Origin of the sequence: Hydrogenophaga sp., assembly GCF_051860785.1 — a bacterium.
Taxonomy (GTDB): Bacteria; Pseudomonadota; Gammaproteobacteria; order Burkholderiales; family Burkholderiaceae_C; genus Hydrogenophaga.
This window is the reverse complement of sequence record NZ_JBIMLB010000011.1, coordinates 144,204-164,142: the sequence shown is the minus strand read 5'-3', so window position 1 is coordinate 164,142 and position 19,939 is coordinate 144,204. Positions and strand designations below refer to the sequence as shown.

Here is a 19,939-nt window from a genome sequence, read left to right as displayed (position 1 = left end):
CCTTTCTCCAGGCCTTCTAGGGCCGGTCCGGTGGTTTGGGTGACACAAAGGGAAAGCGGGCCAGGCCTTTGACGATGGTGGCGGACACCGCCCCGCCGCTGCGAACGAACTGCTTTGCGGGATCTCGCCGCGGCTCGTAGTCCCAGCCGGTGAAATCCCCTCCCAGGCGCGTCTTCTGGATGAACAGCCTTTGCCGGGCGCTCGAAGCCATCGCCTCCTTGAGCGCACGCACATCCCAATGCGCATGCACATGATCGGCCATCTCCTGCTCGATGTCTTGCACGCGCACCTGGCCGCAAAGGTTGACGCGCTCCTGTGGATCGTCGTTCAGGTCGTAGAGCTGGGGAGGATCGTCTTCGCAGAAGATGTACTTCCACCGACCCTTGCGCACCATCAGGCAGGGGCTGAACGCGCCGTCGCCAGTCATCTCGGCAAACACCGGCCGCCCGGGTGGCAACTCGGCCAGAAGGTCCATCCCATCCCGCGGGGCCACGGCGTCCAGCGGCTCCCGCCCCTGGCTGGCGATGCCCACGAGGGTGGGCAGCAAGTCCACCAGGGATACCGGCTCGGACACACGGGACGGCCTTTGGCCAGGGACCGCAATGGCCAGCGGAATGCGCATGGCGCCTTCGAAGAACATCCACTTGTACCAAAGGCCGCGCTCGCCGAGCATGTCTCCATGGTCCGAGGTGAACACGACAACGGTGTCTTCTTCCAGGTTCATTTCGCGCAGCGTGTCCAGCAACACGCCCACCTGGTCATCGACATAGCTGACCATCGCGTAGTACGCATGCCGGGACCGGCGAATGTCCGCCTCGCTGATGTCGTACTGATCGAACTTGTAGATCTGCCGCAAGCGCAGGCTGTGAGGATCGAGTTCGTCCAGCGGCAGGGCCGGTGTGACGGGCAGGTCGATGTGCGCGTGTTCGTACCGATCCCAGTACTCATTGGAAATCACGTAGGGATTGTGTGGGTGCGTGAGCGAGACCGTGAGGAAGAACGGCTCCGCATCGGGCACGCGCCCTACCTCGCGAAGCTTCTGCACGGCCTTGAACACCACCTCGTCGTCGTACTCCAGCTGCAGGCTGCGCCGGCACACGCCGGACTCGACCACGCTGCGCAGGTTCAGCCCCGTTGCCGCCACCGGAATGGCCTGCTGCCAGTCCGGTGTCCAGCCGAAATCGGAAGGGTAGATGTCGGTCGTCAGTCGCTCACGGTAGCCATGCAACTGGTCCGGGCCCACGAAGTGCATCTTTCCAGACAGCGTGGTGCTGTAGCCGAGCGCGCTCAGGCAATACGGAATGGTGATCGATTGCGCAGGAAACTCGCAGGCGTTGTCGTACACGCCCACCCGACTGGCCAGACGCCCTGTGAGCATCGAAGCGCGGGAAGGAGCGCACAACGGAAAGTTGCAATAGGCCTGCTCGAACAGCGTGCCACGGGCGAAGAGTCGATCCAGGTTCGGCGTCTGGCAGACCTTGTTGCCGTAGGCGCGCAGCGCCCCTGCGGTCAACTGGTCCGCCATGATCAGCAATACGTGGGGCTGGCTGCGCATGATGATGGGCCGACCTCATTCCGCCTTGATGCCGGCCTGGCGGACCACCTTGCCCCAGACCTGCAGCTCGCTCTTGACGAGGGAGCGCAACGCCTGAGAGCCTGCGGGCCGGGGAACCATGCCCAGAGAAGACAGCGTGGCCTCGGCCTCGGGCGATCTCACGGTGTCCATGAGCGCAGCCTCCAGGCGCTGGACGATGGCCGGTGGCGTGCCCGCTGGCGCCAGCAAGGCAAACCAGGCCGACATCTCGTAACCCGGCAGGCCGGCCTCCTGCATGGTCGGCACATCGGGCAGCGCGGGAATGCGGTTCTTCGTCGTCACCGCCAGGGCGCGCAGCTTCTCGGCCTTGATGTGCGGCAGCGCCACGGAGACACCGTTGAACATGATGGGTACCTGCCCGCCCAGCAGGTCGCTCGTTGCCGGGGCAATGCCCTTGTAGGCGACGTGGGTCATCTCCACCTGCTCGGCCGCTTTGAACAGTTCGGCGGCCAGGTGGTTGGCCGAACCGCTGCCACCGGAGGCATAGGCCAGTGGGCTCTTGCTCGCGCGCAATTGCGCCACCAGCTCCTTCACCGATCGGGCGGGCAGGCTCGGATGCACCACCAGCACCAGCGGGTTGTCGGCAATCAGCCCGATCGGCGCGAAGTCCGTCTCGGGGTTGAACGGCAATGTGCTGAACAAGTGAGGATTCACGGCCAGCGGCCCGATGTAGCCGAGCAGCAGCGTGTACCCATCAGCGGGGGCCTTGGCCACGGCATCCGTACCGATGTTGCCGCCCGCTCCGGCACGGTTCTCCACCAGCACCGTGGTACCCAGCCGGCTGCTCAGTCCCTTGCCCACGAGACGAGCCAGCACGTCGGCCGGGCCCCCGGCAGCGAACGGAGCGACGATACGGATCGGCTTGTCCGGGTACTCCGCATGCGCCGCACCGGCGAGGCACCAGGACAGGCACAACAGCAGAGCGCACTTGCTGCGAGAGATGAACGTTTTCATGAAGACTCCTTGGATGGTGCAGCGTCGCTCACGTCTGCATGGAAGAAACGAACTTGGTCACCAGATACGCCTGCAGGCCTTCGACACCGCCTTCGGAACCGATGCCACTTTCCTTGACGCCGCCAAACGGCGCCTCTGCGATGGAGATGCCCAGGTGGTTCACGCCGACCATGCCGGCCGCCAGCCCGCTGGACACCTGGGCGGCCTTGTGGCCCGATCGGGTGAACACGAACGCCGCGAGCCCGAATGGCAAGGCATTCGCGCGTTCCAGCACTTCCTCCATCGTGTCGAATGGTGCGATCGGTGCGATCGGGCCGAACGTTTCTTCGCGCATGGCACGCGCTTCGTCGGGTACGTCGGCCAGCACCGTCGGCCGCCAGAAGAAGCCTTCGCGCGGCATCGCACTGCCCCCGCTGACCACCCGGGCCCCATGGGCCAACGCGTCTTCCACAAAGCTCTTCATGACGGACATGCGGCGCTCGCTGGCCAGTGGCCCCATGGTGGTGGTCTTCTCCAGACCATCGCCAAGCACCAGGCGATCCGCAGCCTGCCCGAATCGATCGACAAACCGGCCATAGGCGCTTCGTTGCACGTAGAAGCGCGAGGGCGCCACGCACACCTGGCCGGCATTGCGGAACCGCCCTGCCGCGCAGATGTCTGCAGCACGGTCCACATCGGCATCTTCGAACACGATCACCGGGGCGTGTCCGCCGAGTTCCATGGTGCATCGCTTCATGCCGTGCACGGCGGCCTGCATGCTCAGGTGCTTTCCCACCGCAATGGAGCCAGTGAAAGACACCTTGCGCACCAGTGGATGCTCCAGCAGAGCCTGCGACACTTCGGAAGGAACACCGAACACCACGTTGAGAACACCTGGTGGGAGACCGGCATCCATGCAGGCGGTTGCCAGGGCCATACAGGTGGCCGGTGTTTCTTCCGATGCCTTGATCACGCAACTGCAACCGGCCGCGATGGCGCCTGCGATCTTGCGCGCCGGTGTGAGGGCCGGAAAGTTCCAGGGCGTGAAAGCCGCTGCAATGCCGATGGGCTCCTGCGCCACGGCTTGAACGACCCCAGCCTGACGCGATGGGACAAGGCGACCGTACAGGCGCCGCGTTTCCTCGGCGTACCACTCGAACACGTCAATGGCCGAAGCGAGCTCGGCGCGCGATTCATCGAGGGTCTTGCCTTCCTCCAGGGTGAGCACCTGGGCCAACCATGGCGTGCGCTCGCGCAGCAACCGTGCGGCCTCCAGCAGCACGCGACGACGCTCCATGGCAGGCACACGCGACCAGACCAGGAAACCTCGCTGAGCGGCCTGGACCGCAGCCTCGATGTCGGCCGCGGAAGCGTGCGGCAACATGCCCAGCATCTGCCCCGTTGCGGGGTTGATGACAGGTTCTTCCTTGCCACTGGTGCCGCGCGTCCATGCGCCATCGATCAGAAGGGCAAGCTTGTCGAAAGGGTTGTGGGCCTGGTCATCCGGCCGGACATCGGTCATGGGGTTTCCTCGGAGAGTCGGGTGGTATGGGTGAGCGCAGAGGCGGCACGGTGCTGGTCCAGTCGCCACTGGAGGTGATCCATCCGGTCCTGGCCAAAGAAGGGTTCGCCCTGGAACGCGAACAGCGGCACACCCCAGTGACCCGCTTCTCGTTGCTCGTGCTCGTGCCGTTCGATCAACGCATCCAGAGGCGCCGGGTCTGCTGCGATCTCGCGCAACATGTCGTCAAGATCAAGGCCGGCGCGACCCACCGCACGGTGCAGGTGATCACCCTGGTCCCAGCCGACCACGCTGCCATCCCACAGCATGCGCATCACCTCTTGCGCAAAGCGAAACGCCAGCCCGCGCCGGGTGGCCAGAGCGCCCAACCGAGTGAGGCCACGGATGTAAGGCTGCACGCTGGCGATCTCGAGGGTGTTCGGGTCCTGGACGATCGGGTCCGGTTGTGGCCGCTGGAACGCGATGCCATGGAACGCAGCCACCCGGGCAGAGTCGCGAAAGAAGTACGGGCGGGCCAGCGAATCGGAGCGTCTGAAATGTTCCTGCAGGCGAACCGCCAGAGGAGAGACGAACTTCACATTCCATTGCACATCACCCCGCGCAGCCATGGCTTGCATGCGATCGATCGCCAGGTAGCTGTACGGGCTGCGGAACGACAGATAGGCGTCCACAGTCATCGGTGTCAGGTTCAATTTGTCTCCTCTTTTTTGCACGAAGCCTTTGATCGGCAGCCCGGAAGATAGAGCGGATATCGATTCCTGAATAATCGTATTTCTGGATAACATGATTCCATTAATGGAATCAAAAGGATGCAACGATGAGCCCGCCACCTCGCAGCGAATGGTTTGTTCAGAGCAGACTCAAGCTGAGGCAATTGCTGCTGGTGACCACCCTTGGTGAACTGGGCAACCTGCACAAGTCGGCTTCGCGCCTGGCCATGACGCAACCCACAGCCACCAAGCTGCTGCAGGAGCTCGAAGGCACTCTGGGCGTGACCCTGTTCGAGCGATCCAAACGCGGCATGGCACCCACCGTCTATGGCCTGGCGCTGATCCGCCATGCCCGTGGCTTGCTGGCAGACCTTGATGCGGCGCGCGAGGAAATCCAGGCTCTGGTGCATGGCGCGACGGGCACGCTCGCCATTGGCGCCATGGCCTCCACGGCATCCGTGGTCCTGCCAAGGGCCGTCGCCTCACTCACGGCTCGGCACCCCAACCTGCAAATTTCCATCGTCGAGGGCACGCATGCCATGCTGGTGACCACGCTCAAGGCCGGCGGCCTGGACCTCATGCTGGGCAGGGTCATGGGTGGATCCGAGATGGACGACCTGCAACACCAGGTGATGTACCGCGACGACTTCTGCATCGTCAGCGGCCCCGACCACCCCCTGGCGCGTTCGCGCAAACTCACGCTGAAGGCGCTGGTGAACGAGCGCTGGGTCCTGCCGCCCTCCTCAGCGCCCTTGCGCCAAAGCCTGGACATCCTGTTCATGTCGCAGGCAGAAAGCCGACCGCGCCACGCGGTGGAATCGGTCTCGCTGCTGACCAATCTGCGCATGATCCAGGAGGGTCACATGCTGGGCGTCATGCCGGCCGACATCGCCCGGCACTTCGCCCGGAGCAAGCTGCTCTCGATCCTGCCCGTTCCCCTGAACGACCTGTTCGGACCGGTTGCCCTGATCACGCGCAGGGGTCGCGCGCTGTCGCCTGCGGCGCAAGCCTTCGTGGAGGAGCTTCAGAAATCATCGACCGGCAAAGGCCTCCCACGTTCCAGCCGGGACTGACGCCCTTTACACCGACCCCTCCTGCTCCGCCCGGCTCATCACGTCGCGGCTCACGCGAAGCATGCGCTCGCCCAGCACCGCCCTTCGCATCGGGTGCAACCGCGCTTCACTGGTCACCAGCACGATGGCAGCGACCGGGCGACCATCCTGGCGCAGCAGCGGCACGCCCAGCGCCCAGTAATGCGGCACCACGATGCCGGGAATGATGGCGTAGCCGCGTTCGCGCGTCTCCTGCACCAGCGGACGGATGACCGACACGGCTGACTTCGGATAGTGCCGGTCGATGTAGGCCCCGTTCGCGCGCAGCGCCGCTTCGGCTTCGTCTTCCGGCAGCGCGGCCAGAATGGCCAAGCCACCGGCGCCCACGCCGAGCGGATGCCGGTCGCCCACACGCAGCGCATCGGGCGGGATCGGCACATCGCCTGTTTCGCGCGAGAGGCAGATCGCTTCGAAACCCTGCACCACCGAAAAGAAGACCCAGTCGCCGGTCTCCAGCGCGAGGGCGCGCAGCGAGACCATGGCCAGACGCTGCAGGGTGTAGCTGGGTTCTGCCGCCAGGCCCACGGCAAAGGTCTCGGGGCCGAGGCGGTAGCAGCGCGAGGCCGGGTCGTGCACGACAAAGCGTTCGTCCACCAGCGTCTGCGTGAGCCGCACCGCGGTGGCCTTGCTCAAACCCAGCCGGCGGCCGATGTCGCTGATGCGCATGCCGTCGGGCTGGTTGCGGGCCAGCAGTTTGAGAATGGCCAGTCCGCGACGCAGCGTCTGGGCGCCGGGTGTCTCGCCGGTGGCAAGTCCTGTCTCGGTCATCTTGGTGGAAACCCGTGGTGGTTGGTCTACATGGTGAACCATTTTCTGGAGCGACCTGGCAGCGGCCCTCTTCCCTGAACGATGGGCATCCTGCCAACATCACCCAAACGCTTCACATACTGAACTAAAACCCCTGGCGGGAACAAGATGAACAACCCGAGGCCGCATTCCGGAAGAGTCGCCCTGGTCACCGGCGCGGCCAGTGGCATCGGCCTCGACATTGCCCACGGCCTGGCTCGCCAGGGTGCCACCGTGTGCATCGTCGACCGCAACGGCCCCGCCGCGCAGGAAGCGGCGCAAGCCATCGTCGATGCGGGTGGGCAGGCGCAGGCTTTCGTGGTCGACCTCGCCGACATGGGCGCGGTCAACACCCTGCTCGAGCAACTGGCCCAGCGCCACCCGGTGATCGACATCCTGATCAACAACGCCGGCATCGTGCTCACGCAGCCCGCCACCGACGTCGCGTTGTCCCAATGGAACGCCACGCTCGCCGTGAACGTGACCGCGCCCATGGTGCTCACGCAGCACGTGCTGCCGGGCATGAAGGCCAGGGGCTGGGGTCGCATCGTCAATGTGTCGTCCATCAGCGGCGTGCGCGCGGGCACAGGCCGCCTGGCCTATGGCACGTCCAAGGCCGCACTGATCGCCATGACCGGCCAGTTCGCGATCGAGGTGGCCGAGTGGGGCGTGACCGTGAATGCGATCGCGCCGGGCTTCGTGGACACGCCCATGATCCGCACCTTGCATGGCAGTTCAAAACAATCCACGTTGCTGGCTGCCTGCCCGATGAACCGCCTGTGCTCCGCGCAGGAGGTCGCGAACGCGGTGCTGTTCTTCACCTCCGAAGACGCCGCCTTCATCACGGGCCAGACGCTGGGCGTCGATGGCGGCTTCCTGGCCAGTGGCCTGTTCATCCGCAACCTTTTCGAGATTCCCGCAGCCACGCCGGCTCAGGGTCTGGCCGCATGATGTAACCCGGACGCCACCGCTTTTTTCACCCCGCACCACAACGACAGGAGACAGACGATGACCTTTTCCCGCCGCACCCTCATCAAGGCCACGGGCATTGCAGTGGCCAGCTGCGCCGCGCCGCTGAAGCTCGCCTACGGCCAGAGTGCCGAGTTCACCTTCAAGTACGCCAACAACCAGCCGCCCGCGCACCCCATGAACGTGCGCGCCAAGGAAGCGGTGGAGGCGATCAAGAAGGAAACCAACGGCCGCATGGACATCCAGATCTTCCCGAGCAACCAGCTGGGTTCCGACACGGACACGCTGAGCCAGTTGCGCTCGGGTGGCGTGGAGATGTTCAACCTCTCCGGCCTGATCCTCTCCACCCTGGTGACGCCCGCCGCGCTCAACGGCCTGGGCTTTGCCTTCCCCAACTACGACGCCGTGTGGAAAGCCATGGACGGCGACGTCGGTGCCTACATCCGCGCGCAGATCGCCAAGGCCAACCTGCACACGCTCGACCGCATCTGGGACAACGGCTTCCGCCAGACCACCACCTCCACCAAGCCGATCAACACGCCGGCCGACCTGGAAGGCTTCAAGATCCGCGTGCCGGTCTCGCCCATGTGGACCTCGATGTTCAAGGCCTTCGGCTCCTCGCCGATCTCGATCAACGCCTCCGAGATGTACACCGCCCTGCAGACCAAGGTGGCCGACGGCCAGGAGAATCCGTTCGCGGTCATCTCCAACTTCAAGCTCTACGAAGTGCAGAAGTACTGCTCGCTCACCAACCACATGTGGGACGGCTTCTGGACGTTGATCAACAAGCGCGCCTGGGACCGTCTGCCACCCGATGTGCGGGACATCGTGACCAAGCACATCAACGCGGCCGCCATGAAGGAGCGCGTCGACGTGGCGGCCAATGAGGCCACGCTGCAGAAAGACCTCACGGCCAAGGGCATCGTCTTCAACACGCCCGCCACCGCGCCCTTCCGCGACAAGCTGCGCAGCGCCGGCTTCTACGCCGAGTGGAAGGGCAAGTTCGGTGACGAGGCCTGGGCGGTGATGGAGAAATACACGGGCAAGCTGGGTTGAACCACCCGAACGCGCGCCGCTGACGTGGCGCACCGCGCCACCTGAGAGATCTTTATGGCCGAACTTATCGCCGGCACATCTGCCGACGCGGACGGTGCCTTCAAGGGCACCGTCCTTCACGACACCCGCCGCAGTCCGCTCTGGCTCAAGCCCCTGGAGGCCGTCTCGGCCCTCCTGATGCTCAACATCACGGTGCTGCTGCTGGTGGGCGTGATTTCCCGGTATCTGTTCAACAAGTCCCTGGTGTGGTCGGACGAGGTCGTCTCGATCTCGTTCATCTGGCTCACCATGCTGGGCGCGGCCATTGCCGTGCACCGCAACGAGCACCTGCGCCTGGGCCTGTTCGTGGACCTCTTGCCACCGCGTGCGCGCGAGTTCGTCAATGCCTTCGCGCTGGTGGCCATTGCCGCCCTGCTGCTGGCGCTCATCGGGCCCGCCGTCGACTACGCGAAGGACGAGTGGTTCATCCACACGCCAGCGCTGGACCTGCCCAACACCTTCCGCGTCAGCTCCATTGCCTTTGGCTTCATCGCCATGCTGGCCCTGATCCTGATGTACGCCGGGCGCTCCGCACGCAAACTCGATCTGGTGCTGGCCACACTCATCGTGGGCGCCGTGGCCCTCGCCTGCTGGCACTTCTCGCCCCAGCTCATGAAATTGGGGCCCGCCAACATCGGCATCTTCCTCATCGGCTTCGCCGCCGTGTGCCTGGTGGCCGGCGTTCCCATCGCCTTCTGTTTCGGGGTGGGCGCGGTGTGCTACCTCGCCTTCACCACGCATGTGCCGCTCACCGTGGTCATCGGCCGCATGGACGAAGGCATGTCCAGCCTGGTGCTGGTCTCCGTGCCCATCTTCGTACTGCTCGGCTGCATCCTCGATGCCACCGGCATGGGCAAGGCCATCGTCGATTTCCTCGCCTCGCTGCTGGGGCACATCAAGGCCGGCATGTCGTATGTGCTGCTGGGCTCGCTGTTCATTGTCTCCGGCATCTCGGGTTCCAAGGTGTCCGACATGGCCACGGTGGCCCCCGCCCTCTTCCCCGAGATGAAGCGCCGTGGCCACAAGCCTCGCGAGATGGTGGCCCTGCTGGCCACCGGCGCGGCCATGGCCGACACGGTGCCGCCGAGCATCGTGCTCATCGTGCTGGGCGCGGTGGCAGGCGTCTCCATCGCGGGGCTGTTCCAGGCGGGATTCGTCATCGCAATGGTGCTGCTGGCCGTGCTGCTGGTGCTGGCGCGCTGGAAGGCGCGCAACGAAGACATGCACGACGCGAAGCGCGCCCCCTTGTCGATGGTGCGCCGCTTCCTGCTCATCGCCGCCCCCGCGCTGGTGCTGCCTTTCCTGATCCGCGCGGCCGTGGGCGAAGGCATTGCCACCGCCACGGAGGTGTCCACCGTCGCCGTGCTGTATGCGCTCTTCGTGGGACAGGTCATGTACGGCGGCATCGGCCTGCGCAAGTTCTACGACATGCTGGTGGAAACGGCTGCGCTGTCGGGCGTGGTGCTGCTGGTGCTGGGTGCGGCCTCGGCCATGGCATGGTCCATCACCCAGAGCGGCGTGGTGCAGCAACTCTCGGTGTTCATGACCTCGCTGCCCGGTGGCTGGGTCGGGTTCATGGCGGTCACCATCCTCGTGTTCGTGGCGCTGGGCTGCCTGCTCGAAGGCCTGCCTGCGGTGCTGCTGCTCGCGCCCATCATGTTTCCCATTGCCAAGTCGCTGGGCATCAACGACATCCACTACGCCATGGTCATCGTCTGCGCGATGAATATCGGCCTGATGATGCCGCCGATCGGCGTGGGCTTCTACATTGCCTGCCGCATCGGCAATGCGCCGCCTGACGAGGTGATCGGCGCCATCTGGCCCTACCTTGTGGCCCTGCTCGTGGGCGTGCTGATCATCGCGGCCTTCCCGCAGATCACCGCCATGGCCTTGTGAAGGCTTACCCCATGATCGATCTCTACCGAACCATGGCGCGCATCCGCGCCTTCGAACTCGCGGCCGAAGTGGCCAGCCAGGGCGGCGTGCAAGTGTTCGGCGCGAAGATGAACGACCGCGCCAAGGTGCGTGGGCCGCTGCACCTGTCCATCGGACAGGAAGCGGTGGCGGTGGGCGTGTGTGCCCACCTGACCCGCACCGACCTGCTGACCAGCACCCATCGGGGCCATGGCCACACGCTGGCCAAGGGCGGCAACATGCGCCGCATGATGGCCGAGCTGTTCGGCCGCGCCGACGGTAACAACGGTGGCAAGGGTGGCTCCATGCACATCGCCGATTTCTCGGTGGGCATGCTGGGCGCCAATGGCGTGGTCACCGCCGGTCTGCCGATTGCCTGCGGCGCGGCGCAAGCGCTCAAGCTGCAGGGCAAGCCCGACATCGTGGTGTGCTTCTTCGGCGATGGCGCCACCAACCGTGGCCCATTCCTGGAAGCGCTCAACTGGGCCGCCGTGTACCGCCTGCCGGTGCTGTTCGTGTGCGAGGACAACCGCTATTCGGCCACCACCGCCACGTCGGGTCTCACCGCGGGACCGGGCGTGGTGGCTCGTGGGGAATCGCTGGGCGTGCCCGGCGAGTCGGTGGACGGCAACGACATCGAAGCCGTGTTCGAGGCCGCAGGCCGTCTGGTCGCCCAGGTGCGTTCGGGGCAGGGGCCGCAGCTGCTGCACGCCCTCACGTGGCGCGTGCGCGGCCACGTGTCGGTGGACCAGCAGGGCTACCGCGATCCGGAAGACCTGCGCAGCGCAGTCGAAGCCGACCCGCTGCGCCAGGCGCGCGAACGCGCGCTCGCCCGTGGTGCCACGGCCGCCGAACTGGACGCGGTGGACGCCGCGGTACAGATCGAGATCGAAGACGCCGTGGCGTTCGCCAACGCCTCGCCCGCGCCCGATCCCGAGCATGCCTTCACCGACATTCAGACCACCGGAGCCGGCACATGGCACTGAACCGCATGACCTATGCCGAGGCCGCCGTGCGTGCCGTCTCCAACGCCATGCAACGCGACCCGAGCGTGGTGGTGCTTGGCGAAGACGTTGGGCGCGGTGGCATCTTCGGGCAATACAAAGGGCTGCAAGCCAGCTTCGGCCCGGATCGCGTGGTCGACACGCCCATCTCGGAAGCCACCATCGTGGGCGCAGGCGTGGGCATGGCACTGGTGGGCATGCGCCCGGTGGTCGAACTGCGCGTGGTCGACTTCGCCATGTGCGCCATGGACGAAATCGTCAACCAGGCCGCCAAGAACCGCTACATGTTCGGTGGCCAGGGCCGTGTGCCGCTGGTGATGCGCATGCCCATCGGCCTGTGGTCCAACTCGGCCGCGCAACATTCGCAAAGCCTCGAAGCCTGGTTCGCGCACCTGCCCGGCGTGGTGGTGATGTGCCCGGCCACACCACAGGACAACTTCTCCATGCTCACCCAGGCCCTGCAGGGCGAGGACCCGGTGATCTACATGGAGAACAAGGAACTCTGGACGCTGGAGGGCGAGGTGGACGAGTCCATCGTCTGCGTGCCCGGCCGCGCCAACGTGTTGCGCCGTGGAGACGACCTCACGCTGGTGAGCTGGTCCGCCGCCGTGCACACCGCTTCGGCCGCCGCTGCGCAACTCGCCGAGCAAGGCGTGCAGGCGAGTGTGATCGACCTCGGCACCCTCTGGCCCTGGGACCGCGAAGCCGTGCTCGACGACTGCGCCCGCACCGGCCATCTGCTGGTGGTGCACGACGCCGTGCAGGCCGGCGGGTTCGGCGCCGAGATCGCGGCCACCGCTGCGCAAGCCACGGGCTGCCGCGTGGCGCGCCTGGGCGCCCCGCGCATTCCCGTCGGCTACGCCACGCGCCTCGAAAGCGTGGCCCGCATCACGCCTGCCGCCGTGGTGCAGGCCGCCTTCAACCTCCTGTCCACCCACCCTTCTGTCCGGATCGAGCCGGGCGAAGAAGTCCCTTCCCACTCCCTCTGAAAGTCACAAGACCATGAAAGTTTTCTACGACAAAGACTGCGACCTGTCCCTGGTCAAGGGCAAGACGGTCGCCATCATCGGCTACGGCAGCCAGGGCCACGCGCACGCACAGAACCTCAACGACAGCGGCGTGAAGGTCGTCGTTGGCCTGCGCAAGGGCGGCGCTTCGTGGGACAAGGTCGGCAAGGCCGGGCTGAACGTGCTCGAAGTCAACGAGGCCGTCAAATCGGCCGATGTCGTCATGATCCTGCTGCCCGACGAACAGATTGCCGAGGTCTACAGGAACAACGTGGAACCGAACATCAAGCAAGGCGGCTCGCTGGCCTTTGCCCACGGCTTCAACGTGCACTACAACCAGGTCGTGCCGCGCGCCGATCTGGACGTGTGGATGGTCGCGCCCAAGGCCCCGGGCCACACCGTGCGCAGCACCTACGCCCAGGGCGGCGGTGTTCCCCACCTCGTGGCGGTGCACCAGGACAAGTCGGGCAAGGCGCGCGACCTGGCGCTGTCCTATGCCATGGCCAACGGTGGCGGCAAGGCCGGCATCATCGAGACCAACTTCAAGGAAGAGACCGAGACCGACCTGTTCGGCGAGCAGGCCGTGCTGTGCGGCGGTGCGGTCGAGCTCATCAAGATGGGCTACGAAACGCTGGTGGAAGCGGGCTACGCGCCGGAGATGGCGTACTTCGAGTGCCTGCACGAGCTGAAGCTGATCGTGGACCTGATCTACGAAGGCGGCATTGCCAACATGAACTACTCGATCTCGAACAACGCGGAGTACGGCGAGTACGTGACGGGCCCCGAGGTGATCAACGAGCAGTCGCGCGTGGCCATGCGCAACGCCTTGAAGCGCATCCAGAACGGTGACTACGCCAAGATGTTCATCGCCGAGGGGCGCACGAACTACCCGAGCATGACGGCACGGAGGCGCAACACGGCCGAGCACAGCATCGAGGTGGTGGGTGCGCAGCTGCGCGCCATGATGCCCTGGATCGCCAAGAACAAGCTGGTGGACCAGACGCGGAACTGATCGCATGGCACACGAAGCTTCGCAACGGGTCGCGGTCATCACGGGCGCTGCGCGCGGCATCGGCCTGGCCAGCGCGCGCTGGTTCCTGGCGCGCGGCTGGCGCGTGGTCGTGCTCGACAAGGATGCGCCCACGCTGGCCGCCGCGCACGCCGAGCTGGAACGCGAGTCGCCGGGACGCTCGATCGCGCAGGCGTGCGATGTGTCGGACCCCGCGCAAGTCAACGCCTTCGTGGCCCGGGTGAACACCACCTGGGGCCGCATCGACGCCCTGGTGAACAACGCTGGCGTGGCCGTGTTCAAGCCCCTCGTGTCCACCAGCTTCGAGGAGTGGCGCTACGTGATGGCCACCAACCTCGACGGCGCGTTCCTGTGCAGCCAGGCCTGCGTGCCGCTGCTGCGCCGCCAGGGCGGTGCCATCGTCAACATCGCTTCCATCTCCGGCTTGCGCGCCAGCACGCTGCGCGTGGCCTACGGCACCAGCAAGGCGGCGCTGATCCACTTCACCAAGCAGCAGGCAGTGGAACTGGCGGGCCTGGGCATTCGCTGCAACGTGATCGCCCCCGGGCCGGTGGAAACGGCCATGGCCAGACAGGTGCACACACCGGAAATCCGCGCCGACTACCACGCCGCGATTCCGCTGGCGCGCTACGGCTCCGAAGAAGAAATCGCCGCCGGCATCGGTTTTCTCTGCTCGCCCGAGGCGTCCTACGTCACCGGTCAGGTGCTGGCGGTGGACGGTGGCTTCGATGCGGCCGGCGTGGGACTGCCGACCTTGCGGCGCGATTTCAGCAACGTCTGAACCGGCCGTCGGGAGGCTTGCTGCGCTGCAGCAACTTGGCTAGACTGCTTCAGCTTTGCCATCTACCCCAGGGGAGCCGCGTGCAAGCATCTGTCCCTTCGTCCCGCCACCCGCTGCAACTGCAACGGGTCGGCCTTTGCCTGACGCTCACCGAGCGCAACGAGCTCGACGAGGCGCTGCATGCTGCGCGCCAGGCACTGGAAGAAGGCCTGCGGGACGACACGCTGTGGCTGATGCTCGATGCGTTTGCCTACCTCGCCGGCAAGCGCGGCCGCCTGGGTGATGCGGCCCTGGCCTTTGGCTGCGCAGACGCCGAGTTCGCCCGCCGTGGCGCTGTGCGCCAGATTGACGAGCAACTCGCGCACGACACCACCCTGGATGCGCTGCGCGAAGCCATGCCGGCCTACTTCGTCTCGGCGCTGCTTACCGAAGGGGCGGCGTTGTCGGTGGAAGACGCGGCGCGGTTGGCGCTGGACGGCTAGGGCGGGTCGCTGGCCTGCGCACTGCCGGCGGCGGCCGCACCACCGCCGACCCCGACGCCCAAGCCCACACCCATTCCACCACCGCCTCCGGCACCTCCTCCTCCGCCACCACGTCCTCCTCGCGCCTCGGCACCACCACCACGCCGAACTGCGCTCCCCGTCGCACTCACCCGCAGCGGGCCCTGGTTCGGCACCGCCATGTCTGCCGGCACCGGCGTGAGGTCCAGCGCCTGGCGGATGAAGTTGCGCAGCGACACCACCAGCGCAGCCACCTCCACGTTGCGCCCTGCCACCATTTCGTTAGCAGCCTCTGCGGCCAGGCGCACCTGCTCTTCGGTACCGAGCAGGATGATGTCCGAGAGCGCAGCCTCCACCGCATCGCGGATGCGGCGGCGGCGCTCGGACGCGCTGGCCATGCTGTCGATGTCCGCCTCGTCATCGGCTTCGGCATCGCGCCGCAAGTCGCGCAGGTGCGCGGGGTCGACCGTGAGCACGCCGGTGAACGAACCACCGAGCGTCTTGTAGGCCGCGATCAGCACCTTCAGGCGTTCATTGATCTGCCGGTTCTCGCGCTCGCGCCTGCGCTGGAAGGTCTGCATGAACACCAGGCGGATGCCCACGAACACCAGCGACACCAGCACCAGGCCAAAGAGCGTGGTGAAGATCGCGTACCAGGAGCTGAAATCGAGCATGCCGCGCATGGTGCGTGTCCCTTCACAGAGCAGTGGAGCTTCAGTATCGCACCCGGTCAGCGGAACAGGTGCCTGGGCACACCCCACACATAGACCACCATGCCGAAGAGCTCCACCACCGACTGCACCACCACGACCACGGCCGCCACTTCCCAGCCCGCCGGCAACGCCAGCGCCAGCGGCAGCACCACAAAAGAGTTGCGCGTGCCGAGGCTGAAGGCCAGCGTGCGCCCTTGCTCGGCAGGCAGGCGAAAACCAGCGCCCAGGGCTTTGGCCAGCAACGCCGCCGCCACCAGAAACAGCACGAACACCGGCACCACGGCCCACAGCTCGGCCAGCGCGCCGAGCACCGTGCCCACCTGAGCACCGGCGATCAGGAACACCACCAGCGCCAGCGCCAGCAGCGGCACCGGCCACCAGCCCAGCACCTCCCGCACGCGCTCGGTCTGCGGGCGAACGCGCATCCACCGTTCGACCAGAACCGCCAGCACCAGCGGTGCCATCACCACGAGCACTGCGGCTGCGAGCGCGGTCCAGTCGCGGGAACCCATCGCCTGCAGGTCCGTCATGCCCCAAAGGTACAGCGGCAGCAACACCAGTTGCAGCACCAGATTCAAGGGCGTGATGGCGATCGCGCGCGGCACATCGCCCCGGCCGAGCTGGCTGAAAGTGATGAACCAGTCGGTGCACGGCGCCAGCAGCACGAGCAAGACGCCCAGCCGCATGACAGGCGACAGATCGAAGGCCACCACCAGCGCCCACGCCACCACGGGCACCAGCACAAAGTTGCCCACCAGCACGGCGACAGCGAAGCGCCGGTCTTGCAGCGCATCGCGCACCTGCAGCAGCGGCACCTGCAGGAAGGTGGCGAACATGAGCAACGCCAGCGCGGGCCACAGCAGGCCTTCGAATGCGGTGCGAAGCCCGGGCCACGCGCTGCCCGCGCTCAAGCCGGCGGCAATCGCAACGAGATAGACCCAGACCTGATGACGCTCCAGCGCAAGGCGGTTCATGCAACTACAGCGGCAACTGCGTGGTCGACAGCACCTGCTTGAGCACCATGAACGAGCGCACCTGCCGCACACCAGGCAGGTAGAGCAACTGGTCGGCGTGCAGGCGGTTGAAGCTGTCGTGGTCCTTGGTGCGCACCAGCATGACGTAGTCGAACTCGCCGGTGACCACGTGGCATTCCATGCAGCCCGACACCTTCTGCACCGACTTCTCGAAGTCGGCAAACGATTCGGGCGTGGAGCGGTCGAGCACCACGCCGATCATCACCAGCATGCCGGCATCGAGCGCGCGCGGTTCCAGCAGAGCCACATAGCCCTTGATCACGCCCGAGGCCTTGAGCCGTTCCACGCGGCGCAGGCAGGCCGGCGCGCTCAGGCTCACCTTGGCCGCCAGCGCCACGTTGGAGATGGAAGCATCGCGCTGCAAGGCGCGAAGGATGGCCTTGTCGGTGCGGTCGAGGGTGTCGGTCATCGACATCACTTGCGCATCGCTCTTACGGCGCAATTTTGTTGCGTTCATGGCGTTCTTCATCAAATTAATTCTTGAAGACTTCGAGTTTCTTGTGTTGCATTTATTGAATCAACGTCGAAATTCGCAACCCTGTTTCTCGAACAAGTTTCTACCATTTGACCCAGCCCATGTCCACAAGTCCATCGCGATGCCCACCCTCTTCGCCAGCCTTGAAGCATGGATTCCCGTCCTGACACCTGGAGCCGTTTCCATGAATCTGAAGAAGTTTCCCCGCCATTCGCTCACCTTCGGCCCCACGCCCATCCAGCCGCTCAAGCGGCTCAGTGCCCACCTGGGCGGCCAGGTGGAGCTCTACGCCAAGCGCGAAGATTGCAACAGCGGCCTGGCCTTTGGCGGCAACAAGACGCGCAAGCTCGAATACCTGATCCCCGAAGCCATCGAAGGCGGCTACGACACGCTCGTCTCCATCGGCGGCATCCAGTCCAACCAGACGCGCCAGGTGGCCGCGGTGGCCGCGCACCTGGGCATGAAGTGCGTGCTGGTGCAGGAGAACTGGGTCAACTACTCGGACGCCGTGTACGACCGTGTCGGCAACATCGAAATGTCGCGCATCATGGGCGCCGACGTTCGCCTGGACGCCGCCGGTTTTGACATCGGCATCCGCAAGAGCTGGGAGCAGGCCATGGACGACGTGCGCAAAGCCGGCGGCAAACCCTTCCCCATTCCTGCGGGTTGCTCGGAGCACCCACGCGGCGGCCTGGGCTTTGTGGGGTTTGCCGAAGAAGTGCGCCAGCAGGAAAAGGAACTCGGCTTCAAGTTCGACTACATCGTCACCTGCTCGGTGACCGGCAGCACGCAGGCCGGCATGGTGGTGGGCTTCGCGGCCGACGGGCGCGCCGACCGCGTCATCGGCATCGACGCATCGGCCAAACCACAACAGACCTTCGACCAGATCCTGCGCATCGCCCAGGGCACGGCCGACCTCGTGGAACTCGGCCGCCCCATCACCGCCGACGACGTGGTGCTCGACCGCCGCTTCGGGGGCCCGGAATACGGTCTGCCCAACGAAGGCACGCTGGAAGCGATTCGCCTGTGCGCACGTCTGGAAGGCATGCTGACCGACCCCGTGTACGAAGGCAAGTCCATGCACGGCATGATCGAGAAGACGAAGCTCGGTGAATTTCCGCCGGGGTCCAAGGTGCTGTACGCGCACCTCGGTGGGGTACCGGCGCTCAATGCGTACAGCTTCCTGTTCCGCAACGGGTGAAGCCCGGCTTGCGAAAGGGGCACGGGCCATCAATTTCTCGAACTGAACAAATTGGGGAGGGCATGCACTGTTCAACATTCGCCGCAATGATCAGAATCCCTTGGTGAACTTTGGGCGGGTCTGACCGAACGCAGGTCGTGAATGTCATCAACTCCGTTTGAGCTGAGGAGGGAACCGTGTCAAGCAGTCATGCGCCTTTCTACCTGGCAGGTTGGCTCGCTGCCATGTTGATGTTGACGAGCACGGCATTTGCCCAGAACAAGACCCAATGCTCCTGCCCTTCGATCAAGGCCGATGGATTCGGCAGTTCGTCGTGCTCCTCGAATGAGTCGTCGCAGCGATGCCGCATCGAATACAACCAGTTTGCACAGACCGAAGTAGCCAAAGTCGAGCAGATTTTTTCGAACGCTGGAATCAAGGTGCGGGGATTCGACGGTGCACCGAACATGCCACCCCACCAGGCCAACACAGTCTTCGCGACCACCTTGAGCGGCGACCAGATTGCTGAAGCGATTCTGGTGTACATGGCTGTAGCGGCAGCCCGAGATGACAGCTTCTCGGCATCGGACGCCCGTGACCTTCACAGAGCGGTGATCGGAGACTTCTCCCGAAAGAACAAGGTCATCACCGCCTTCAACGCCGAAGCCTTCAATGCCGGCTCCCGTACCCTGCAAGGCAGCGCTCCACCGAAACCCCTTAACGTGGAGCGCATGGGCGACCTCGTCACCTCCACCGGATGTGCCTCCGTTCGGGCCGGTGGCAAGTGGTACATGTACAAGGCATTTTGGTCCCCGGCACGCCATTCGCCACAGTGCGAGTGAAAAGGAAGGCCCGACCGATGTCCCCACCCCCATCACCCAATAGATCCTCCAAGAGGGTAGCCTCGTTCTGGACCGCGCCGAAACTGGCCATTGCCGCGTTCGTCGTCGTGGCGCTGGCAGGTATCGCGCTCGTGGCCTTGCACCTGCTGCCGATACGCATGTGCCTCGCCGTTCTCCCTGCCAACACCCAGGCGGGCATTGGGCTGAAGTTCCAGGGCCTGAGTTCGACCATAGACGTCACCTCCGAGACTCAATCCCAGGGCGCGCAGAACCACCTTCAAACCACGGGCTTCCTTCAATGCATCCAGGCAATCAAGGGAACGGTTGTCGTGGATCGCAACCAATCCGACATCGGGCCCTCCACGCTTGGCCAGATCGTCGATCAGTGGGGTTCTGACGTCGACGCGTTCCGCGTCTATCTGGCATCCAACGACCAGGCCCTGCAGAATTTCCACATCGGACCCGCTCGCGGACACAAGTCCGAAGTCATGAAAAGCTGGTGCGCCGCGAATTCCAAATGCGTGTCCTGCTCGCCCGAACCCGGCGACCCGCAATCGACCTCAACCACAGTGGCCCTGAAGCCGGGAGTACAACCTGAACGGCTGCCCATGGCGTCAAACGCGCCCTGGCGTGAGCCCGCGGGTACTGTGCCGTACATGGACATCAAGGACGGCGTGCGGTACAGCTACCAATGCACGCGCTGAATGGCGTCCTGGCGGCAAGCGAACACATTCCACA

Annotated in this window: 20 protein-coding genes; 12 read left to right on the top strand and 8 right to left on the bottom strand. The window is 65.3% G+C overall.

Translation table 11 applies throughout. The features are described 5' to 3' along the window. Window positions 1-16: 16 nt before the first annotated feature. Genes betC through ACTIF6_RS15855 form a run of 4 tightly spaced genes read right to left on the bottom strand, consistent with a single transcriptional unit; the run spans window position 17 to window position 4,741 of the window. Window positions 17-1,555 (bottom strand): choline-sulfatase, encoded by a 1,539-nt coding sequence (gene betC, locus ACTIF6_RS15870; protein ID WP_439588886.1) that lies wholly within the window; start codon window positions 1,553-1,555, stop codon window positions 17-19. Window positions 1,556-1,570: 15 nt separating this feature from the next. Next, a complete protein-coding gene (locus ACTIF6_RS15865) occupies window positions 1,571-2,548 on the bottom strand; it encodes a Bug family tripartite tricarboxylate transporter substrate binding protein (protein WP_439588885.1) in 978 nt (325 codons plus the stop codon). A 28-nt stretch (window positions 2,549-2,576) separates the two neighbouring features. Further along, window positions 2,577-4,049: an NAD-dependent succinate-semialdehyde dehydrogenase gene (locus ACTIF6_RS15860; protein WP_439588884.1), complete on the bottom strand. Its 1,473-nt coding sequence runs from the start codon at window positions 4,047-4,049 to the stop codon at window positions 2,577-2,579. Next, window positions 4,046-4,741, bottom strand: a complete 696-nt coding sequence (locus ACTIF6_RS15855; protein ID WP_439588883.1) for a 2-hydroxychromene-2-carboxylate isomerase — start codon at window positions 4,739-4,741, stop codon at window positions 4,046-4,048. Before ACTIF6_RS15855 ends, ACTIF6_RS15860 begins: the two co-directional genes overlap by 4 nt. A 125-nt stretch (window positions 4,742-4,866) precedes the next feature. On the opposite strand from ACTIF6_RS15855, the gene ACTIF6_RS15850 reads away from it, so the two are divergent. Further along, window positions 4,867-5,832: a LysR family transcriptional regulator gene (locus ACTIF6_RS15850; protein WP_439588882.1), complete on the top strand. Its 966-nt coding sequence runs from the start codon at window positions 4,867-4,869 to the stop codon at window positions 5,830-5,832. Window positions 5,833-5,838: 6 nt separating this feature from the next. Here ACTIF6_RS15850 and ACTIF6_RS15845 read toward each other — a convergent pair whose 3' ends face one another. Then, window positions 5,839-6,639: an IclR family transcriptional regulator gene (locus ACTIF6_RS15845; protein ID WP_439588881.1), complete on the bottom strand. Its 801-nt coding sequence runs from the start codon at window positions 6,637-6,639 to the stop codon at window positions 5,839-5,841. A 147-nt stretch (window positions 6,640-6,786) separates the two neighbouring features. Here ACTIF6_RS15845 and ACTIF6_RS15840 point away from each other — a divergent pair, with 147 nt between their 5' ends. The 8 genes from ACTIF6_RS15840 to ACTIF6_RS15805 all read left to right on the top strand — a co-directional run bounded on the left by ACTIF6_RS15840 (window position 6,787) and on the right by ACTIF6_RS15805 (window position 14,939). Further along, window positions 6,787-7,608 (top strand): SDR family NAD(P)-dependent oxidoreductase, encoded by an 822-nt coding sequence (locus tag ACTIF6_RS15840; protein WP_439588880.1) that lies wholly within the window; start codon window positions 6,787-6,789, stop codon window positions 7,606-7,608. Between the two features lie 57 nt (window positions 7,609-7,665). Beyond that, window positions 7,666-8,682, top strand: a complete 1,017-nt coding sequence (locus tag ACTIF6_RS15835; protein ID WP_439588879.1) for a TRAP transporter substrate-binding protein — start codon at window positions 7,666-7,668, stop codon at window positions 8,680-8,682. 54 nt (window positions 8,683-8,736) lie between these two features. Continuing rightward, window positions 8,737-10,617, top strand: a complete 1,881-nt coding sequence (locus ACTIF6_RS15830; RefSeq protein ID WP_439588878.1) for a TRAP transporter large permease — start codon at window positions 8,737-8,739, stop codon at window positions 10,615-10,617. An 11-nt stretch (window positions 10,618-10,628) separates the two neighbouring features. Beyond that, window positions 10,629-11,621: a thiamine pyrophosphate-dependent dehydrogenase E1 component subunit alpha gene (locus ACTIF6_RS15825; protein WP_439588877.1), complete on the top strand. Its 993-nt coding sequence runs from the start codon at window positions 10,629-10,631 to the stop codon at window positions 11,619-11,621. Then, window positions 11,612-12,628 carry an alpha-ketoacid dehydrogenase subunit beta gene (locus ACTIF6_RS15820; RefSeq protein ID WP_439588876.1) on the top strand — a complete coding sequence of 339 codons (1,017 nt, stop codon included), beginning with the start codon at window positions 11,612-11,614 and terminating at the stop codon, window positions 12,626-12,628. Before ACTIF6_RS15825 ends, ACTIF6_RS15820 begins: the two co-directional genes overlap by 10 nt. A gap of 13 nt (window positions 12,629-12,641) precedes the next feature. Then, the gene (gene ilvC, locus ACTIF6_RS15815) at window positions 12,642-13,658 is read left to right on the top strand and encodes a ketol-acid reductoisomerase (RefSeq protein ID WP_439587308.1); all 1,017 of its coding nucleotides are present in this window, start codon (window positions 12,642-12,644) and stop codon (window positions 13,656-13,658) included. 4 nt (window positions 13,659-13,662) lie between these two features. Further along, entirely contained in the window at window positions 13,663-14,457 is a 795-nt protein-coding gene (locus tag ACTIF6_RS15810) for an SDR family NAD(P)-dependent oxidoreductase (protein WP_439588875.1), read from the top strand. An 80-nt stretch (window positions 14,458-14,537) separates the two neighbouring features. Continuing rightward, complete coding sequence (locus ACTIF6_RS15805) at window positions 14,538-14,939, top strand: hypothetical protein (protein ID WP_439588874.1); 402 nt, start codon at window positions 14,538-14,540, stop codon at window positions 14,937-14,939. Here ACTIF6_RS15805 and ACTIF6_RS15800 read toward each other — a convergent pair. Genes ACTIF6_RS15800 through ACTIF6_RS15790 form a run of 3 tightly spaced genes read right to left on the bottom strand, consistent with a single transcriptional unit; the run spans window position 14,936 to window position 17,161 of the window. Beyond that, the gene (locus tag ACTIF6_RS15800) at window positions 14,936-15,640 is read right to left on the bottom strand and encodes a hypothetical protein (protein ID WP_439588873.1); all 705 of its coding nucleotides are present in this window, start codon (window positions 15,638-15,640) and stop codon (window positions 14,936-14,938) included. The two genes, ACTIF6_RS15805 and ACTIF6_RS15800, sit on opposite strands and share 4 nt — an antisense overlap. A gap of 47 nt (window positions 15,641-15,687) precedes the next feature. Beyond that, window positions 15,688-16,644 (bottom strand): arsenic resistance protein, encoded by a 957-nt coding sequence (locus tag ACTIF6_RS15795; RefSeq protein WP_439588872.1) that lies wholly within the window; start codon window positions 16,642-16,644, stop codon window positions 15,688-15,690. A gap of 4 nt (window positions 16,645-16,648) precedes the next feature. Continuing rightward, window positions 16,649-17,161, bottom strand: a complete 513-nt coding sequence (locus ACTIF6_RS15790) for an Lrp/AsnC family transcriptional regulator (RefSeq protein ID WP_439588871.1) — start codon at window positions 17,159-17,161, stop codon at window positions 16,649-16,651. 202 nt (window positions 17,162-17,363) lie between these two features. Here ACTIF6_RS15790 and ACTIF6_RS15785 point away from each other — a divergent pair, with 202 nt between their 5' ends. The 3 genes from ACTIF6_RS15785 (at window position 17,364) to ACTIF6_RS15775 (ending at window position 19,905) form a co-directional block, all read left to right on the top strand. Continuing rightward, window positions 17,364-18,380, top strand: a complete 1,017-nt coding sequence (locus tag ACTIF6_RS15785) for a 1-aminocyclopropane-1-carboxylate deaminase (protein WP_439588870.1) — start codon at window positions 17,364-17,366, stop codon at window positions 18,378-18,380. Window positions 18,381-18,556: 176 nt separating this feature from the next. Beyond that, window positions 18,557-19,201 (top strand): hypothetical protein, encoded by a 645-nt coding sequence (locus tag ACTIF6_RS15780; RefSeq protein ID WP_439588869.1) that lies wholly within the window; start codon window positions 18,557-18,559, stop codon window positions 19,199-19,201. 17 nt (window positions 19,202-19,218) lie between these two features. Next, window positions 19,219-19,905: a hypothetical protein gene (locus ACTIF6_RS15775; RefSeq protein ID WP_439588868.1), complete on the top strand. Its 687-nt coding sequence runs from the start codon at window positions 19,219-19,221 to the stop codon at window positions 19,903-19,905. Window positions 19,906-19,939: the final 34 nt, after the last annotated feature.

Excerpts from the sequence above, each read along its gene's own strand:
- ACTIF6_RS15845 (WP_439588881.1), bottom strand. The coding sequence starts at position 6,639 with ATGACCGAGACAGGACTTGCCACCGGCGAGACACCCGGCGCCCAGACG.
- ACTIF6_RS15835 (WP_439588879.1), top strand. The coding sequence starts at position 7,666 with ATGACCTTTTCCCGCCGCACCCTCATCAAGGCCACGGGCATTGCAGTG.
- ACTIF6_RS15825 (WP_439588877.1), top strand. The coding sequence starts at position 10,629 with ATGATCGATCTCTACCGAACCATGGCGCGCATCCGCGCCTTCGAACTC.
- ACTIF6_RS15785 (WP_439588870.1), top strand. The coding sequence starts at position 17,364 with ATGAATCTGAAGAAGTTTCCCCGCCATTCGCTCACCTTCGGCCCCACG.
- ACTIF6_RS15775 (WP_439588868.1), top strand. The coding sequence starts at position 19,219 with ATGTCCCCACCCCCATCACCCAATAGATCCTCCAAGAGGGTAGCCTCG.
- ACTIF6_RS15840 (WP_439588880.1), top strand. The coding sequence starts at position 6,787 with ATGAACAACCCGAGGCCGCATTCCGGAAGAGTCGCCCTGGTCACCGGC.
- ACTIF6_RS15865 (WP_439588885.1), bottom strand. The coding sequence starts at position 2,548 with ATGAAAACGTTCATCTCTCGCAGCAAGTGCGCTCTGCTGTTGTGCCTG.
- ACTIF6_RS15850 (WP_439588882.1), top strand. The coding sequence starts at position 4,867 with ATGAGCCCGCCACCTCGCAGCGAATGGTTTGTTCAGAGCAGACTCAAG.
- ilvC (WP_439587308.1), top strand. The coding sequence starts at position 12,642 with ATGAAAGTTTTCTACGACAAAGACTGCGACCTGTCCCTGGTCAAGGGC.
- ACTIF6_RS15820 (WP_439588876.1), top strand. The coding sequence starts at position 11,612 with ATGGCACTGAACCGCATGACCTATGCCGAGGCCGCCGTGCGTGCCGTC.
- ACTIF6_RS15830 (WP_439588878.1), top strand. The coding sequence starts at position 8,737 with ATGGCCGAACTTATCGCCGGCACATCTGCCGACGCGGACGGTGCCTTC.
- ACTIF6_RS15810 (WP_439588875.1), top strand. The coding sequence starts at position 13,663 with ATGGCACACGAAGCTTCGCAACGGGTCGCGGTCATCACGGGCGCTGCG.
- betC (WP_439588886.1), bottom strand. The coding sequence starts at position 1,555 with ATGCGCAGCCAGCCCCACGTATTGCTGATCATGGCGGACCAGTTGACC.
- ACTIF6_RS15790 (WP_439588871.1), bottom strand. The coding sequence starts at position 17,161 with ATGAACGCAACAAAATTGCGCCGTAAGAGCGATGCGCAAGTGATGTCG.
- ACTIF6_RS15795 (WP_439588872.1), bottom strand. The coding sequence starts at position 16,644 with ATGAACCGCCTTGCGCTGGAGCGTCATCAGGTCTGGGTCTATCTCGTT.
- ACTIF6_RS15860 (WP_439588884.1), bottom strand. The coding sequence starts at position 4,049 with ATGACCGATGTCCGGCCGGATGACCAGGCCCACAACCCTTTCGACAAG.
- ACTIF6_RS15800 (WP_439588873.1), bottom strand. The coding sequence starts at position 15,640 with ATGCGCGGCATGCTCGATTTCAGCTCCTGGTACGCGATCTTCACCACG.